Raw genomic sequence first — 15,336 nt, 5'->3', positions numbered from 1 at the left:
GCCTCGAGGTCACTTCACCTTCGCGGCAGCCGCGCTGACCTTTTCAGGGGTTGTCACCAGCGCGAATTCCTTCATCTCGGCGGGCTTCAGGTAATAGAGCCGGTCCGGCGGGGTTTCCATCGCGTGGATCCAGAGGCCAGGCTTGATGCCCATGGCGTCGAGATGGCGGGTGACATCGGCGGTGGTGCGCTGCGCATCCGACATGGCACGCTCGGGCGACAACTTTTCTTTCGTGCCGTTGAAGACCTGATGCACGCCGATCACCGCGCCGTCATCGGCGCTGCGGCTGACGCCACCGGAAAGAATGATCGGGCAGGAGGAGGCGCAGAGCGCGCCTTTCGCCACCGTTGTGCCGATCTTCCGCTCGCGGATCAGCTTCGACATGGCGAGCGCATCGCCGACCGCGCCGCCCGGCGAATCCAACGATACCGTCTTCACATATTCGCCACGCGCCTCGATCTCCTTTTGGAAACGGCCGGCGGCGCCGTATTCGATCGCGCCGCGCGCCAGCAGAATGCCGCCTGCTTGAAGCTCGAATGTCATCGGCTGCTTCAGCAGCTCGGCGCTGGTGGTGATTTCGGCAGGCGGGTTTTCGGGCTCGCCATCGGTCAGCGCTGGCGGAAGGACGGGAATGCCGTCAGGGGCGGACGGATCGAAGACCGGCAACGTGGCATTGGCGATGCTGAGATCGCGGAAGTCGATCACCAGAAAGGCGACGGCGGCGGCGATCAGCGCATGCAGCACCAGCCGCGGCAGCGTCGAGTCGTCGGTGGCAAGCAGCCTGCGCTTTATCTGCTCGCCTGCCGCTTCGATCTTCATGTCTGCGGACCCTTGCGCGGTGGCTTGCCCGGCAGGTCGAGGCTGGTGACGTTGGAGGGTTCTGGCTCATGTTCCCCGGCAGCATGCGCTTCGGACGCCGCTTCGGCATGCCCATCCGCCTTCGCCGCGGCCTTGGCTTCCGCCCGGGCAACGACGGCCTCGATATCGATGCCGCGCGCCTGCAGCGCCCGCTGAACCTCGATTGCCTCAAGAAGCTCGGCGGCGGTGATCCGCTCGGCAAAGGGCATGCTCTGCTCCTGCCGCCGCAGGGCACCGTGGGCGACCGACAGCATCAGCACCAGCACGCCGGGCAGAAGGTCGATCGAGATTGCGCCCGCCCAACTGGGGATGAAGTCCGAGGCATAGCGCAGCACGGCTTCGGCCGAAGACAGCGGCACGAAGCGCCGCTCGCCGACAGGCTCGCGAGCGAGGATCTGGTCGGCAGCCTGCGACAGCACTTTCGATTGCGCGGCGACGGAGGAGCGGATCGTCTCCATCACCTGATCCTGCCGATTGGCGAGATCGACCTCGCGGCCATCGGCGACAGGGGCGATGAAGCCGAGCGACAGGTCCTCGGCGGCGCGCTTGACGGAGGGTGCGATCGAGGTCTGCTCCAGCGAGGTGATGACGCCGGTCAGCGTCACGACTTCGGCTGCGAACTGGTCAGCGCGCTCGTCGATGGCACCGGGCGCCGAAACCAGCGTGCGCATGGTTTCCAGATGCTTGCGCCCGTCATCGAAAAGAGTGGTGACGCGCTCGCGCGAGGCATTGATGTTGTTCTGCAGTTCGGTCAGCTGCGAGGCCATCTGTGACAGGAGCTGCACGACGCTGCCGGCACCCGTGGTGCCGGTCAGCGCGCCGGTCTCGCGCTCCTGATCGGCAAGCCGCTGGAAGCGTTCCTGCGTGCGCTGGATATCGGGCAGCAGGCTTTGCGCCGCCAGCGCATTCTGGTGCGCCCGGTCGAGATTGCCGGTGTAGTCCTCCAGCGTTTCGGCCAGATGCTGTTCGAGTGCTGCCGAACCCGCAAGAGCTGCCGCGTTCAGCCAGCTCGCCATGGCGATGATCATCGCGCAGCCGAGCGCCATGATGCAGAGCAGAGCCGTGCGCGCCGCCACCGTCGTCACATGCGGGTAGAAGCGGGCGAGATAGGTCCAGAAGGCATAGATCGCCACCGAAACCGCAGCCGAATAGATCAGCGCCGCAAAGAAGGTGGAGGTCGGCGAACCGTCGAGCAGGCTGCGCACGCCGAGATAGGTATAGACGCCGGATGCGAGCGCCAGAACCGCCAGCGCAAAGCGCGTCATCGTTTCCACGGCTTCGATGCCGTCGTGCAGGCGGTGAGATGCGCCAAGCGCCATGATATTCCTCCGGCTGGTATCCTCTTAAGAAACCCTTAAAATCCCGGCGAAAACAAGGCCTTCAAAATGAGCGGGCGCTTACTCCGCTGGCGGTACCCGCGCTGGCTCGCCGGAGAATTCCCGCTCACCGCCAAAGCTATCGCCCGAAGAGCGTAGCGACTTCTCGGAGATGTCGATCAGCGGCGAGAAGGTGGCTGCCGGCATGCGCACATCCTCGGGCTCGTCGAACGCAGCAGGTGAAGACCTGTCACCGCGGGCGACCTCCAGCTGGCCGTTCAGGATGGCGCGTTCGGCGCGCAGCTGGCGGATCTCGGATTTGGCGATCTCCAGGCTGGTGCGCAGCTGGCCGATTTCGTGGCGGTCGCTGTCCATGCGGGTGTCGAGATCGCGCCGCATGGCGTCGGCTTCCCGGTCGCGGCGCGTGCGCAGGCTTTCCGCCTCGCGCAGCTTCACCGTCAGTTCGTTATTATAGGCGGAAAGCTCGCGGCGGGCGGTCTCGCTCTCGGTTCCGCTCATGCGGGCGCGGCGCAGCTCTTCCTCGACGCGCTCGGCGCGCGAGATGGTGGCCGCGAGTTCCGATTTCAGCCGCTTCATCTCGCCGCGCGCCGATTGCAGCTCCTCGTCGGTCATCTTGTTGCGGCCATTGGCGGTGATCAAAAGCTTCTCGACCAGCTCGGCCTTGGAACCGACGGCGTCGCTCTTGGTCGTCAGATGGGCGATCTCGAGTGCCGAAGAGGTGGTGACCGTATGCAGCTCGACCTCGGCGCGCTTGTGGCGCTCCTCGACCAGTGACAGTTCCTGCTTCAGGCTGGCGACGGCCGTCTGCAGGTTGGAAACCAGCGCTTCCTGCGCCATCAGATTGCTCTTCAGGTGACCGCGCTCTTCCGTCAGCCGCGCGATGTCGCGGGCATGCACGGCGCTTTCGCGGCGCGACGTTTCGGTCAAGAGCTGGTGTGCCGTCGTTTCCAGATCGAGCTTTTCACGCGTGGCGGACAGTTCGCGGCTGCGGCTGTCGAGCTCCTGCTGCGCGCGCTTCAGAAGCATCGAGGCTTCGTCGAACTGCATGATCCGTCCGGCAAGCTCGCGCTCGGCGTCGAGCAGCCGCGTCTCGATGATCGAAAATTCCTCGCAGGTGATGCCGTGCACGCTCTGCAGCTTGGTCAGCTCTTCGCGCACCGCTTCGATCTCGATGCGGAACTGGCCGTTTGCGGTGCGGATGTCCTTGTTCTCGGCGGCAAGCCGCGCATTGTCCTCGTCGGCCTTGCGTCTCGCGCCGCTCTCGTAGTCCAGCAGCGAGCTGATGCGGGCGCATTCGGCCTGCAGCCGTCCGGTCTCGGAAAGCGAATGGTCATGGGCGCCGAGAAGCGTGGTCACGCGGTCCTGCAATGCGGAAAGCCCCGCTATCAGCTCCTTGGAATTGCGCTGGTTTTCCTCGAGCACCGATCCGAAGGCCTGGAACTCGTTGATCTCTGGCATCTGGTAGGGCTGCGGCGCCGTTGCCTGCGGCGTCATCGGCTGTTCGGTGATGGAGGCCGGCCGGTAGGCCTGGCTGTTCGTGCGGATATCCGTCTTGCCCGGCTCGTCGCCTCGGCGGAAAAAACTCATGACCATCACTCGCGCCCCAAAAGATCGATGTCAAAATGCAGTTTCGAATTATCAATTCACGCTAATTAAGTTCGTCCTATCAAAGGTTGTTCTAACGATCTTTGCCCGGATAACTTGTAGCGCATCTAGGACCGCAAACCCGCCGCCTGTCAAAGCACCGTTCGATGAAATCAACAGTTTTTTAAGATTTGGACGGGCAGCGAGCGCTGCTTATTCTTCCGGCAGCAGGTTCAGCTTGTCGGTCTGCAGCTCGCTGCCGATCTCGGCGGCCTTCGACTGCTTGTCATAGACGCAGATATGGGTGACGAAGCCGTTGGCGCCCTTCGGCCGGCCGGTCACCAGCGCCAGTCCGTAATGTTCGCTGCCGAAGGGATCGACGACGGCGCGTGCCTCGTCGATCGAGACGGTGGCGGCCGCCTTGCACTTGGCTTCGACATCGGCGGCAAAATCCTTCCAGGCGTCGTCGGAGGAGGCGAGAGCGCTGCCGGCGCAAAGCGGCAGCAAAAGGGCGACGGAAAGGCGGATTTTATTCCTCTGCATCAGGGGCCTCGTTCGGTTCGCTGTGGCGTATCGTTCGGGTTTGTCTGTGCATCATCGGTGATTTTACCCCTCAAAGCCAAGCCCGCAATCAAGGCAATTTTTCCTCTGAGGCTGCCTTTTTTGATGTTTCCGCCGTTGCCACTGGCAGGTTCCGCTCCTATGTTCCGCCTCACCTGCCGATCACGCAACCCATTGCCAAGAGGAGACTTACCATGGCTTTTGAATTGCCCGCACTCCCGTACGACTACGAAGCGCTTTCGCCTTTCATGTCGAAGGAAACGCTGGAGTACCACCACGACAAGCACCACAAGGCTTATGTCGACAACGGCAACAAGCTCGCGGCTGAAGCAGGTCTGGCCGATCTCTCGCTCGAAGAAATCGTCAAGAAGTCGTTCGGCACCAATGCCGGCCTCTTCAACAATGCTGCCCAGCATTACAACCACGTCCATTTCTGGAAGTGGATGAAGAAGGGCGGCGGCGGCAACAAGCTGCCGGGCAAGCTCGAAGCGGCCTTCAACTCCGATCTCGGCGGCTACGACAAGTTCAAGGCTGATTTCGCCAATGCCGGCGCCACGCAGTTCGGCTCCGGCTGGGCCTGGGTTTCCGTCAAGAACGGCAAGCTCGAAATCTCCAAGACCCCGAACGGCGAAAACCCGCTCGTCCACGGCGCCACCCCGATCCTTGGCGTCGACGTCTGGGAACACTCCTATTACATCGACTACCGCAACGCCCGCCCGAAGTATCTCGAAGCCTTCGTCGACAGCCTGATCAACTGGGACTACGTCCTGGAGCGCTACGAAGAAGCCACGAAGTAATCGGTTCGGACAGAACGGATTTGAAGACACCCGGTGCGAAAGCGCCGGGTGTTTTGTTTGCGCAAGGTGCGCCCGCCGCGGCGGGTGTCAGCGCTCCGGACAGGATTTTCTGTTTCCGCTCCCGCGAACATGCTGGAGCCGCTTGCAATTTTCCGCGAATAGGCTGCTAGCTAGGGTTTCAACCGGAGGAGCAAATTATGGCCAAGGGTCAGGTTCGCAGCAACAAAGAGACACGCAAGCCGAAGAAGGACAAAGTGGCAGCCAAGGCCCCTCCCGCTCTCGGCTCGCAGGTGAAGTCGAGCGAAAGCGACGTCAAGAAGAAGTAATTGGCGCAGAGCGACGCCAATCAACATCGCTGCCGTCGCTGACGGCAGCGATGTTTGCGCGCGCCAGGCCGCGCCCCGCAGAACATTGCAATCTCCACGGAAGACCCGGTATTTTCAACGGCGCCAGCGATAGTGCGGCGGGTGATCGTCATGCCCGGCCGGCGACTCACACGCAGCAATTCCTTTACATTTCGTCCTACCGGCACGACGGAGGGTCTCCTGGCGCTTTCCTGCTGCCCGGCATCCGGACCTTTTTTGGTATTTGGTTAAATGACCGCCCGGCGTGATGCGCCATTTCGAAGCTGATTAAAGTTTTTAATCATGTTCTGAATGAGGCTGCGCGGCCTCAGGTTGCAAGGGGTTCTAGCGCATAAATTGCGCTAAAAAAGCAACTTTTTGTAAAGTGCGCACTGAATTGCAACCTTATTGACAGGTGCTTTCCGGCTTGCTCGAAAGCTGTCCGGCCGCCCGTTTTGCGCGGCGGCATGCACAGTATTTCCTTTTTAAGCAATTGAAAAAGCAGGGTGAGCTTTTAACAATGATGACGAACATCACATACCGGTCAAACGCCGGAACCACGGCGCGGCGCCTTCTGGAAACCTCGGCGCTGACCCTGGTCTTCTCTTCCGCATTGCTGGCTGCCGGAATGGGCGCGGCACGCGCGGGTAGCGGCAATGACCCGATCCCGACCATTTATTTGAATGGTAGCACGTTTTCTAGCGCAGGCATCAGCGGCGATGGAAAAGTTGTCATCGGCACGCTGTCTATGACGACTCAATCCTATGCTTTTCGCTGGGACGGCGATGATGCGTTGAATATGCTAGACGCCCTTCCTGTTGCAGCGACAACGCCGGTGGTTCCCAACACAACGGCTCTTGCCGTCAATGACGACGGTTCGGTCATTGTTGGCAGTTCTACCGACAGTGTGGGGAACATGCATGCCGTGCGCTGGACCAACGGTGTCATTGAACCGCTTTATACCCCCGTTAGCAATCAATCCACCGCAACTGGTGTCAGTGGCAACGGCTCCATTGTCGTCGGCTATTTCAACTCTGGAGGCAACGGGCGCGGTATCCGTTGGGACGGGGGCGACAAGGTCTATCTTGACGGGCAGGATCTCCTTGAAACGACCAGAGCCAATGGCATAAGCCGTGACGGAACGGTTATTGTCGGAGAAGCCGGCGACGGTTTCTCTTATAGATATGCCGTAAGATGGACGGACGGAGGCCGGGTAGTCAACGATCTTGGCACTTTCCCTGGGCTCGGGCTTTGGTCCACTGCATCCGCTGCCAGCAATGATGGTTCGGTCATCGTCGGCTCCTTCCAACCCTTTCAGGACACCACCCACGCGTTCCGCTGGACTGAAGCCCACGGCGTGGTGGATATTGATGGCTTTGACAGCCATTATTCCGTCGCCAATGCTGTCAGTGGCGACGGATCGGTGATCGTCGGTCAGGTCGACTTGGGGCAGGACGATTACCACGCATTCCGCTGGGCTGATGGCACATCGAAGACCGTTGTGCAGTGGCTGAGAGATAATGGTGTCAGTATCGGCAACGATCCCACGAGAACGGCGACCGGCGTTTCCGAAGATGGCAAGATCATCGTCGGCGATACGCAGAACGGCGGCACGTACATCGCCCGCGTGGTTACTCCGGACACTGGCGACGGCGACACCCCGAACACCGGCGATGGTGACACCCCGAACACCGGCAATGGCGATACTCCGAACACAGGCGATGGCGACACGCCCGGCCCCACCTCCGGCATCATCAATGTCCAGCAGTATAGCGCGACCCTGGTCGCCAAGCCCTCCGCACAGGTCGGTCTCGGCTATGCCAACACCGTTCTCCAAGGTGCTCACGGTGAGCCGATGCGCGATCTGCTCGGCCTCGGCCAGCGTTCCGTCGCCTTCACCTCCGACATCGGCTATGACGACAGCCGCGTTTCGAACGGCGGCGTCGGCATCGGCGACGTGACCTTCGGTTACGGTCTTGCAGAAGGCGTCACCGCCCGCTTTGCCGGCGGCGGTCTCTACACCAAGCAGGATATCGAGACCGGCGGCGACTTCCATCAGGCGGCCTTCTACATGTCGCCTGAAGCCACCATCGCGCTCGGCAGCAGCAACGTCTATGCGACGATCGGCGGCTACTATTCGACTGGCCGGATGAACATCCACCGCGGCTATATGAATGGCGCGGCGATGGACTTCTCGCATGGCGAAACCGACGTCGATACCTACGGCGCCAAGATCCGCTTCGACTGGCTGAACGCGGCGACGATCGCAGGCACCAAGCTGACGCCCTATGCCAGCCTGACCTACGCTCACTCGCATATGGACGGCTACACGGAAGAGGGCGGCTCCTTCCCGTCGGCCTTCGATTCCGTCAACGACCATTCGACGGTCGCCCGCATCGGCGTCGATTTCATCCATGACGTGACAGACACCGTCCGCCTGACGGCCCGCGCCGAAGCCGACTACCGCTTCGAGAAGACCACGGCGGGCACCAGCGGCCAGATCGTCGGCCTTTCGGCCTTCGAATTCGACGGCGAAGACGTCAAGCAGCTCTGGCTGCGCGGCGCCATCGGCACCGAGTTCGACGTCGCAGGCGGCACCGCCTCCCTCGGCATCAACGTCACCACCGAAGGCGACGATCCGAACGTCTGGCTGCGCTCCGGCTGGAACGTCAAGTTCTGATCATTGCCTCGATAGTCCTGAACAAGACACACCCGGCGTCATCGGCGCCGGGTGTTTTCGTTTGGACGCTGATGGGTGCGATATGCAGGGAAAGTCGTGAAATGCGCACTGCCGAAATGGCCGCGCCGCCGCTTTCTGTCGCATTCTGCGAGGGGATGACTTTTCGCGCAAAAGCCCTAGGTTTGCAGCTGATGTAAAACGAGAACGGTCGTGTTCGATACTGTTGAATCCTCTGTAGAAGCCATCCAGTCCATTGACGCAGTTCCGAGCATTCTCGATGTCGTATGCATGACAACGGGGATGGGCTTTGCGGCGGTGGCCCGTGTCACCGAAGAGCGCTGGATAGCCTGCAGCGTGAAGGACAATGTTGCGTTCGGGCTGAAGCCCGGCGGCGAGCTCAAGCTCGAAACGACGATTTGCCACGAGATACGCCAGCACCGGCAGGCCGTCGTGATCGACAATGTCGCCGAAGACCCGCTCTATGCCAGCCACCACACGCCGGCGATGTATGGTCTGCAGAGCTATATCTCCATCCCCATCGTCTTGCCGGATGGCCGCTTTTTCGGGACACTCTGCGCGATCGATCCGAAGCCGAACAAGCTCAATACGCCTGCCGTCATCGGCATGTTCACACTGTTTGCACAGATGATTGCCTTTCACCTCGATGCGCTCGAGCGGCTTGAACGGTCTGCGTCGGAGCTCGCGGATCAGCAGCAGGATACGACGCTGAGGGAGCAGTTCATCGCCGTGCTCGGCCACGATCTGCGAAACCCGCTGGCATCGATCGATGCGGGCGTCAGAAGGCTCGGCAAGACGGCGACAGACGAAAGCTCCGCACATATCGTGGAGCTGGTGCAAGGCAGCATTCGCCGCATGTCGGCGCTGATCGACAATGTGCTCGATTTTGCCCGGGGCCGTCTGGGCGACGGCGTTCCTGTCCGGCCGATGGAAAAGGTAGCGTTGAAGCCCGTTCTGGCGCAGGTGCTCAACGAAATCGTCTCCACTTTTCCCGATCGCAAGATCGATGCGGTCCTCCCCGACGTCGTCACGAAATGCGATCCGGGCCGGATCGGGCAGCTTCTGTCCAATCTGCTCGCCAATGCCATCACTCACGGCGACGGCGATGGCTCCATCACCGTTCGTGGCGCGGTGACAGGCAATATGCTGGAACTCAGCGTGTACAATCCCGGCAACGAAATTCCCGAGGAGACGCGCGCGCATCTCTTCAAGCCCTTCGTCCGCGCTTCCGCGATGCCGAACCAGGAGGGGCTGGGCCTCGGCCTCTATATCGCATCCGAGATTGCCAAATCGCATGACGGCACGCTGACGGTCGATTCCTCGCCTGCCGAAACGCGCTTCACCTTCCGCATGCCACTGCGCTGAGCGTTGCCGCCGATCCGGATCGTTCCCGGCCGCCGGACCATTTTTGGGCACAAGCCCGAAAGCGGCGCCTTGGCGCTGGTCATTCCAAATTGCGTTAATGCTAAAGCGTTATGGCTTGTTGCCCCAATTTCCAAAGAGGACACTACCCATGAAAATCTTGCTTGCAGGCGTCGTTCTGGCCGCATTGCTGCCCGGCATCAGCCAGGCCAAGACGCTTGAATTTCCAAGCGACGCGCCGATCGCCGAAATTGCCATCCCCGACGCCTGGAACCCTGAAGAAACCGATACCGGCATCCAGGCGACCTCGGCAGACTCCGCCATCTACCTCTCGATCGACATTGCCGACGAAAAGACGACCGACAAGGTCATCGACGATGCCGTCGCCTTCCTTGAAAAGAACGGCGTCAAGATCGACGGTTCGACCCAGAAGAAGTCCGATGAGCAGATCAACGGCATGGACATGACCAATTTCGACTGGACCGGCAAGGACGACGACGGCGCCGTCAATGTCGGCCTGTCGCTGCTGTCGCCGAAAGCCGGAAAGCTCCTGGTCATCACCTATTGGGGCTCCCAGGGCACCCAGGAAGCGCATGCTTCCGAACTGCAGGGTATCATCAGCTCGCTGAAGGCTGCTGAGTAAGTGCGACAGGCGGATGCTTCTCTATGGAGCATCCGCCTGTTCCAGACGGCATCAGGCAACCGCCTGAAACGGCATCGCCTTGATCTCGGTGACATCCCGCTTCGGTGGCGTGCCGAAGGTGCGGGCATATTCGCGGCTGAATTGCGAGGCGCTTTCATAGCCCACTTCATAGGCCGCCGTCGCAACGCTGGCGCCATCCGCCACCATCAGCCGGCGCGCTTCGAGCAGGCGCAGGTTCTTCTGATATTGCAGCGGCGTCATCGCCGTCATCTCCTTGAAATGCTGGTGGAAGGAGGAGGGGCTCATGCGGGCTGCCGCTGCCAGCTGTTCGATGCGCATGGGCGCGGTGAAATTGTCGCGCAAAAGGTTGATCGCATCGGTCATCCGCCTTGCGTGGCTGCCGGGCAGTGCCAGCTTGCAGACCTCGCGGCCGTTCGGCCCCGTCAGCAGCCAGTAGCAGATCTCGCGCATGATCGCCGGATAGAGCACCGGGATCGCCTTCGGCGTCTCCGTCAGCCGCACGAGGCGCAGCACGCAATCGGCCAGCACGCCGTCGAAATCCTGTACGAACACTCCGGCCGCGCCTTCGCCGGCCGGGCGCGGCGGCTCTTCCATCGCCTCCATCACCTCGCGCAGGATCGCCACATCGAAATCGATGTTGAGGCCGATATAGGGTGCCTCCTTGCTGGCTTGCGTGATCTGCCCGAGCGCCGGCACTTCGAAGGTTACCACCAGCGACTGCATCTCGTGATAATCGAACACCCGGTCGCCGACCATGATCTGCTTGGCGCCCTGCACGACAACGCAGATCGTCGGCCGGTAGATCATGTGGCGCGGCATGACAGGCTGGCTGACGCGCGAGACGGAGAGTGCAGGGACCGGCGTCTGGAAGCGTCCCTCGGCATCGCCCGCGAGACGGTCGATATAATCGAGAATGGCATGTCTCAAGGGTGTCAGCATGGAAAGAAACTCCTTGCCTGAAGGTATGCGCCACAGAGGCGCCTCCCGCAACTGGCTTGGAGGAATAGGCAAGAAATTCGAGAGTTCCGGCATCAACAGAAAGCCGTTTCGGGCCTACCGTCAGAGCATCCCATCCAACAGAGGAATGCGAAGATGCCCAGCGAAACGCAAGTGAATTCAAAGCACAAGATCGCAATCGTCACCGGCGGCAGCCGCGGTCTCGGCCGCAATACCATCGTCAACCTGGCAAGGCGCGGCGTCGATGTGATCTTCACCTACCGTGCAAATCGGGCAGAAGCCGATGCTGCCGTTGCCGAGATCGAGGCGCTCGGCGCCAGGGCTTTCACCTTCCAGCTGGATACCGGCCGCGTAAGCGATTTCAACGCCTTCGTCGAACAGGTGAAGGAGGTGTTGCGGACGCTTGGAACCGATCGTTTCGACTATCTCGTCAACAATGCCGGCAACAGCTACCACGCGCCGATATCAGAGACGACGGAAGAGGCCTTCGACGAGCTCGTCAACATCCACTTCAAGGGTGTCTATTTCCTGACGCAGAAGCTGCTGCCGCTGATGAATGACGGCGGCCGCATCATCAATATCTCCAGCGGCCTTGCCCGCTTCACCGTGCCCGGCATTTCCGCTTACGCCTCGGTGAAGGGCGCCATCGAGGTCTTCACCCGCTATCTCGCCAAGGAACTCGGCCCCCGCCGCATCACCGCCAACACGGTCGCTCCCGGCGCCGTCCAGACCGATTTCAGCGGTGGCGTCGTTCGCGACAACCCGACCTATAACAAGATGGTCTCCGATACGACGGCGCTCGGGCGCCCGGGCCTGCCCGACGATCTCGGCCCGATGATCGCCTCGCTGCTCTCTGACGACAACCGCTGGGTCAACGGCCAGCGCATCGAAGTCTCCGGCGGCGCTAATCTCTGACATCAAGGCGCGTGGCTGTGGCTAGCCACTCAGCCGCGCGCCGCCCACAGCAGCCCGCGCCGCAGGATCTCGCGCATATCTGTGTGCTCGTATTCGGCCGCGATATGGCCGAGGGCCGAGTAGAAGACGCGGCCCTGTCCGAAATGCCGCTTGAAGACGACCGGCATCACCACATTGCGCGCCGCTTCGTCGTGCTCGCCGCTGAAGGTCGTCGTCGCCAGGACTTCGACGGTCGGGTCGTAGTGCAGGTAATATTGCTCAGAGCGATAGTCGAAGTCGGGAATGCCCTCTACGATGGGATCGTTCTGCTTGGTGATGTTGACGCGGAAATCGATGATATTTCCGGGGTGCGAAACCCAGGTGACGCCGGAGACATAGCGGAAGGGCGCGCTTTCTTTGAAGGAAGTCGCCAGCGCCCCATGCGGCCCGCCGAGCCCCAGCCCACCGCGCACCGCCTCGACCAGCGCATCGGCATGCGCCTTTTCCAGCCTCTCGCCTGTAATGATGGGCACCAGCAGATCGGCTTTGGCGATATCGGGTGAGCCTAAGATGCCTAGATCGCCGGTCACCTCAGTGGAAAAGCCGTTCTTCCGCAGGATGTCGCCGACCACACCGGCGCATTCTTCCGGTTCGTGTCCCTTCCATCCGCCCCAGACGACGATTGCCTTGCGCATTCCTCCGCTCCCATGCTGATTCCTCAAAATCTCAGGGCAACATAGGGCGAAGATCGTCTGATGTCAGGCCGGAGGATTGGCCCAGCCGCGCATCCATTCCTCGCGCAGCTGGTCGCCGTCGCCGCGGAAGAAGGCCGCAGCGCTCTCGCAATGCGCGACACGGTCGCTGCGGAAATTGCGGATTGCCTGTCGCAGTTCGCACCAGCCGACGATGTTTGCGTATTGAGAATAGTAGATCAGCGCGATCGGCTGGACGACGCGTTCGGTGGCGCGTCCGAGTTCGTCGCGATAGTCGAGCGACAGTTTCTCCTCGTCGCGGATCGCCCGCCTGACCATGCCGAGATCGAAACCGGCAGGCGGCTGCGCCACCGAGCCCCAGGCATAGAGCGCCTTGTTCTCCATCGCCTGCCGGAGCGGGCCGGGAACAGCGCCCGATATCTTCTGGTTGACGCGCCTGGCCGCCTGTTTCAGCTCGCTGTCGCCGGTGCGGTCGAGAAGCGCCAGCGACAGCACGATCGCCTCCATCTCCTCGATCGAAAACATCAGCGGCGGCAGGTCGAAACCCGGGCGCATGATATAGCCGATGCCGCGCCCGCCCTCGATCGGCACGCGCATCGCCTGTAGTGCCGCGATATCGCGGTAGATGGAGCGTACCGTCACCTCGAGCTGGTCGGCCATCACCTGCGCCGTCATAGGCTTCCTGGAAAGCCGGAGAATCTGGATGATCTCGAAAAGCCGCGATGCCTTGCGCATTTTACCCGCTCGTTTGAAACGCTCCTGACAATACACTGTCAGTTGCCCTTGCGTATAGCAGTTGCTTATCGGGTTGAAATCAAAGGCGGAGGGCGAAATTCTGCCGCCAAACAGCAAACGGGCAACTGACATGACATATAGCGAAAACCTCTGGCTCTATTTCACGCTTCTCTTCGGCATCATCATCGTTCCCGGCATGGACATGCTCTTCGTGCTCGCCAATTCGCTGACCGGCGGCCGCGCCCGCGGCATGGCGGCAACGGCGGGCATCATGGCGGGCGGGGCGGTGCATTCGCTCTACGGCGCAATCGGCGTCGGCATTCTCGCCAGCCTGCTGCCATCGCTCTTCGCGCCGCTGCTTTTCATCGGCGCCGCCTATATGGTCTGGATCGGTTTCACGCTGATCCGCAGCTCGATCACCGTCAACGAGGTCGGCGATGGTGCGGTGCGCACCGATTGGCGCGCCTTCCGCCAGGGCGCAATCACCTGCCTGATCAATCCCAAGGCCTATCTCTTCATGCTGGCCGTCTATCCGCAATTCCTGAAGCCGGTCTACGGGCCAATTTGGGTGCAGGGTGTGATCATGGGCCTGATGACGCTCGCCACCCAGTTCGCCATCTACGGCGCTGTCGCCTTCACCGCCGACCGCAGCCGCACCCTCTTGATCGCCAATCCCGGCGTCACCATCATGGTTGGCCGCGTTGCCGGAGCACTGCTGATCGTCGTTGCGGTCCTGACGGCGTGGCATGGCTGGGAGACGGAAGTCCAATTCTCCGGCGCCGGCAATTGAGCTATGATCTGATTCTGGCGCGGCCCGTGCCTCCCCCCTCCGAAGGGAAAGTATCGATCATGCAGGGCATCTGATCATCGAACCCACTGTCCGGGCACCACGCATAAGGAGGGAATGCAGCCATTGCCCGCATCAGGAGGTTTATGATGAAACTGTCTGCACCTGTCTATCGCCTGAAACGAAAGGCAAAGCTCCTCTCCCGCGAGGAGAACATCCCCCTGCACGAAGCGCTCGACCGGATCGCCGCCAGGGAAGGCTTTTCGGGCTGGAGCCTGTTATCCGCGCGATTGGCGGAGGCCATGCCGGCAAGCGAACTCTTCGCCCGCCTCAGCCCCGGTGATCTTGTCCTCCTCGGCGCTCGTCCCGGCCACGGCAAGACGCTGATAAGCCTGGAGCTTGCCGTCGAGGCGATGAAATCGGGTCATCGCAGTGCCTTCTTCACGCTGGAATATACGGGGAGGGACGTCCTCGACCGCTTCCGCATGATCGGTGCCGATTGGGAGCGCTACAAGGCGCTCTTCGAGTTCGATACGTCCGAGGCGATCAGTGCCGACTACATCGCCGGCCGTCTGGCATCCGCCGCGCGTGGCACGCTCGTGGTCATCGACTACCTGCAGATCCTCGACCAGCGGCGGGACAAGCCGGATCTGATGACGCAGGTGCGGACGCTGAAGGCTTTCGCGCAGGAAAGAGGCCTCATCATCGTCTTCATCTCGCAGATCGACCGCTCCTACGATCCGGCGGTGAAGCCGTGCCCTGATATGACCGATATCCGGTTGCCGAACCCGCTGGATCTCGGCCTGTTCAACAAGGCATGCTTCGTAAACAACGGGGCGATCGAGTTCCGGGCGGCTTAGCACTATTTCCCTATGTGCCAGCAGCCCCCTCATCCGCCCTTCGGGCACCTTTGTAACTTCCCTTTATCCGCTATCGAGGCTGTAATGCCTATCGCGGTGGCGGATGGAAGACCGATGCACCTTTGGGACACCAAGCCCGTGGGAGAGCCTGGGTCTCCGTCCGCCGTTCCATTGGACCCGAACAG

The 15,336-nt window shown here is 61.5% G+C and carries 15 protein-coding genes; 8 read left to right on the top strand and 7 right to left on the bottom strand.

Annotation, left to right across the window (positions count from 1 at the left end; translation table 11 throughout):
- Positions 1-9: 9 nt before the first annotated feature.
- The 4 genes from AC1DV9_RS28625 to AC1DV9_RS28610 form a co-directional block, all read right to left on the bottom strand.
- A complete protein-coding gene (locus AC1DV9_RS28625; protein WP_477951212.1) occupies positions 10-819 on the bottom strand; it encodes a COG3904 family protein in 810 nt (269 codons plus the stop codon).
- On the bottom strand, positions 816-2,177 hold the full coding sequence (locus AC1DV9_RS28620; RefSeq protein ID WP_477951210.1) for a hypothetical protein: 1,362 nt from the start codon (positions 2,175-2,177) through the stop codon (positions 816-818). Before AC1DV9_RS28620 ends, AC1DV9_RS28625 begins: the two co-directional genes overlap by 4 nt.
- A gap of 78 nt (positions 2,178-2,255) precedes the next feature.
- A complete protein-coding gene (locus AC1DV9_RS28615) occupies positions 2,256-3,782 on the bottom strand; it encodes a hypothetical protein (protein ID WP_477951208.1) in 1,527 nt (508 codons plus the stop codon).
- A gap of 210 nt (positions 3,783-3,992) precedes the next feature.
- Positions 3,993-4,322, bottom strand: a complete 330-nt coding sequence (locus AC1DV9_RS28610) for a hypothetical protein (protein ID WP_112517269.1) — start codon at positions 4,320-4,322, stop codon at positions 3,993-3,995.
- 212 nt (positions 4,323-4,534) lie between these two features.
- On the opposite strand from AC1DV9_RS28610, the gene AC1DV9_RS28605 reads away from it, so the two are divergent.
- The 5 genes from AC1DV9_RS28605 (at position 4,535) to AC1DV9_RS28585 (ending at position 10,184) form a co-directional block, all read left to right on the top strand.
- Positions 4,535-5,137, top strand: coding sequence for a superoxide dismutase (locus tag AC1DV9_RS28605; RefSeq protein ID WP_112389814.1), 603 nt, complete (start codon positions 4,535-4,537; stop codon positions 5,135-5,137).
- Positions 5,138-5,334: 197 nt separating this feature from the next.
- Entirely contained in the window at positions 5,335-5,463 is a 129-nt protein-coding gene (locus AC1DV9_RS28600; RefSeq protein ID WP_310291523.1) for a hypothetical protein, read from the top strand.
- 538 nt (positions 5,464-6,001) lie between these two features.
- Positions 6,002-8,161, top strand: a complete 2,160-nt coding sequence (locus tag AC1DV9_RS28595; protein ID WP_477951206.1) for an autotransporter domain-containing protein — start codon at positions 6,002-6,004, stop codon at positions 8,159-8,161.
- Between the two features lie 210 nt (positions 8,162-8,371).
- On the top strand, positions 8,372-9,544 hold the full coding sequence (locus tag AC1DV9_RS28590; RefSeq protein WP_477943192.1) for a GAF domain-containing sensor histidine kinase: 1,173 nt from the start codon (positions 8,372-8,374) through the stop codon (positions 9,542-9,544).
- A 148-nt stretch (positions 9,545-9,692) separates the two neighbouring features.
- Positions 9,693-10,184, top strand: a complete 492-nt coding sequence (locus AC1DV9_RS28585; protein WP_112389816.1) for a histidine kinase — start codon at positions 9,693-9,695, stop codon at positions 10,182-10,184.
- 51 nt (positions 10,185-10,235) lie between these two features.
- Here AC1DV9_RS28585 and AC1DV9_RS28580 read toward each other — a convergent pair whose 3' ends face one another.
- Positions 10,236-11,144, bottom strand: coding sequence for an AraC family transcriptional regulator (locus AC1DV9_RS28580; RefSeq protein WP_477951204.1), 909 nt, complete (start codon positions 11,142-11,144; stop codon positions 10,236-10,238).
- A 153-nt stretch (positions 11,145-11,297) separates the two neighbouring features.
- Between AC1DV9_RS28580 and AC1DV9_RS28575 the strand changes: the two genes are divergently transcribed.
- Positions 11,298-12,077 carry an SDR family NAD(P)-dependent oxidoreductase gene (locus tag AC1DV9_RS28575; RefSeq protein ID WP_477951203.1) on the top strand — a complete coding sequence of 260 codons (780 nt, stop codon included), beginning with the start codon at positions 11,298-11,300 and terminating at the stop codon, positions 12,075-12,077.
- 29 nt (positions 12,078-12,106) lie between these two features.
- Here the strand turns inward: AC1DV9_RS28575 and AC1DV9_RS28570 are convergent, their stop codons facing one another.
- Together AC1DV9_RS28570 and AC1DV9_RS28565 are read right to left on the bottom strand one after the other, a co-directional pair.
- The gene (locus tag AC1DV9_RS28570) at positions 12,107-12,751 is read right to left on the bottom strand and encodes a ThuA domain-containing protein (RefSeq protein WP_310291512.1); all 645 of its coding nucleotides are present in this window, start codon (positions 12,749-12,751) and stop codon (positions 12,107-12,109) included.
- A gap of 63 nt (positions 12,752-12,814) precedes the next feature.
- Positions 12,815-13,504, bottom strand: a complete 690-nt coding sequence (locus tag AC1DV9_RS28565; protein ID WP_477951200.1) for a helix-turn-helix transcriptional regulator — start codon at positions 13,502-13,504, stop codon at positions 12,815-12,817.
- A 130-nt stretch (positions 13,505-13,634) separates the two neighbouring features.
- Here AC1DV9_RS28565 and AC1DV9_RS28560 point away from each other — a divergent pair, with 130 nt between their 5' ends.
- Both AC1DV9_RS28560 and AC1DV9_RS28555 read left to right on the top strand, forming a co-directional pair.
- Positions 13,635-14,294: a LysE family translocator gene (locus AC1DV9_RS28560; RefSeq protein WP_477951199.1), complete on the top strand. Its 660-nt coding sequence runs from the start codon at positions 13,635-13,637 to the stop codon at positions 14,292-14,294.
- A gap of 146 nt (positions 14,295-14,440) precedes the next feature.
- Entirely contained in the window at positions 14,441-15,151 is a 711-nt protein-coding gene (locus tag AC1DV9_RS28555; protein WP_477951246.1) for a DNA helicase, read from the top strand.
- Positions 15,152-15,336 lie beyond the last annotated feature (185 nt).

The organism is Rhizobium sp. 01L410 (genome assembly GCF_056400165.1).
Note: the sequence above shows the minus strand (reverse complement) of the source record. Positions and strands in the feature narration are given on the sequence as shown.

Bases quoted from the DNA above. Each gene is read 5' to 3' on its own strand.
- AC1DV9_RS28600 (WP_310291523.1), top strand. From the start codon at position 5,335: ATGGCCAAGGGTCAGGTTCGCAGCAACAAAGAGACACGCAAGCCGAAG.
- AC1DV9_RS28575 (WP_477951203.1), top strand. From the start codon at position 11,298: ATGCCCAGCGAAACGCAAGTGAATTCAAAGCACAAGATCGCAATCGTC.
- AC1DV9_RS28560 (WP_477951199.1), top strand. From the start codon at position 13,635: ATGACATATAGCGAAAACCTCTGGCTCTATTTCACGCTTCTCTTCGGC.
- AC1DV9_RS28565 (WP_477951200.1), bottom strand. From the start codon at position 13,504: ATGCGCAAGGCATCGCGGCTTTTCGAGATCATCCAGATTCTCCGGCTT.
- AC1DV9_RS28570 (WP_310291512.1), bottom strand. From the start codon at position 12,751: ATGCGCAAGGCAATCGTCGTCTGGGGCGGATGGAAGGGACACGAACCG.
- AC1DV9_RS28610 (WP_112517269.1), bottom strand. From the start codon at position 4,322: ATGCAGAGGAATAAAATCCGCCTTTCCGTCGCCCTTTTGCTGCCGCTT.
- AC1DV9_RS28555 (WP_477951246.1), top strand. From the start codon at position 14,441: ATGAAACTGTCTGCACCTGTCTATCGCCTGAAACGAAAGGCAAAGCTC.
- AC1DV9_RS28625 (WP_477951212.1), bottom strand. From the start codon at position 819: ATGAAGATCGAAGCGGCAGGCGAGCAGATAAAGCGCAGGCTGCTTGCC.
- AC1DV9_RS28595 (WP_477951206.1), top strand. From the start codon at position 6,002: ATGATGACGAACATCACATACCGGTCAAACGCCGGAACCACGGCGCGG.
- AC1DV9_RS28580 (WP_477951204.1), bottom strand. From the start codon at position 11,144: ATGCTGACACCCTTGAGACATGCCATTCTCGATTATATCGACCGTCTC.
- AC1DV9_RS28615 (WP_477951208.1), bottom strand. From the start codon at position 3,782: ATGAGTTTTTTCCGCCGAGGCGACGAGCCGGGCAAGACGGATATCCGC.
- AC1DV9_RS28605 (WP_112389814.1), top strand. From the start codon at position 4,535: ATGGCTTTTGAATTGCCCGCACTCCCGTACGACTACGAAGCGCTTTCG.
- AC1DV9_RS28585 (WP_112389816.1), top strand. From the start codon at position 9,693: ATGAAAATCTTGCTTGCAGGCGTCGTTCTGGCCGCATTGCTGCCCGGC.
- AC1DV9_RS28620 (WP_477951210.1), bottom strand. From the start codon at position 2,177: ATGGCGCTTGGCGCATCTCACCGCCTGCACGACGGCATCGAAGCCGTG.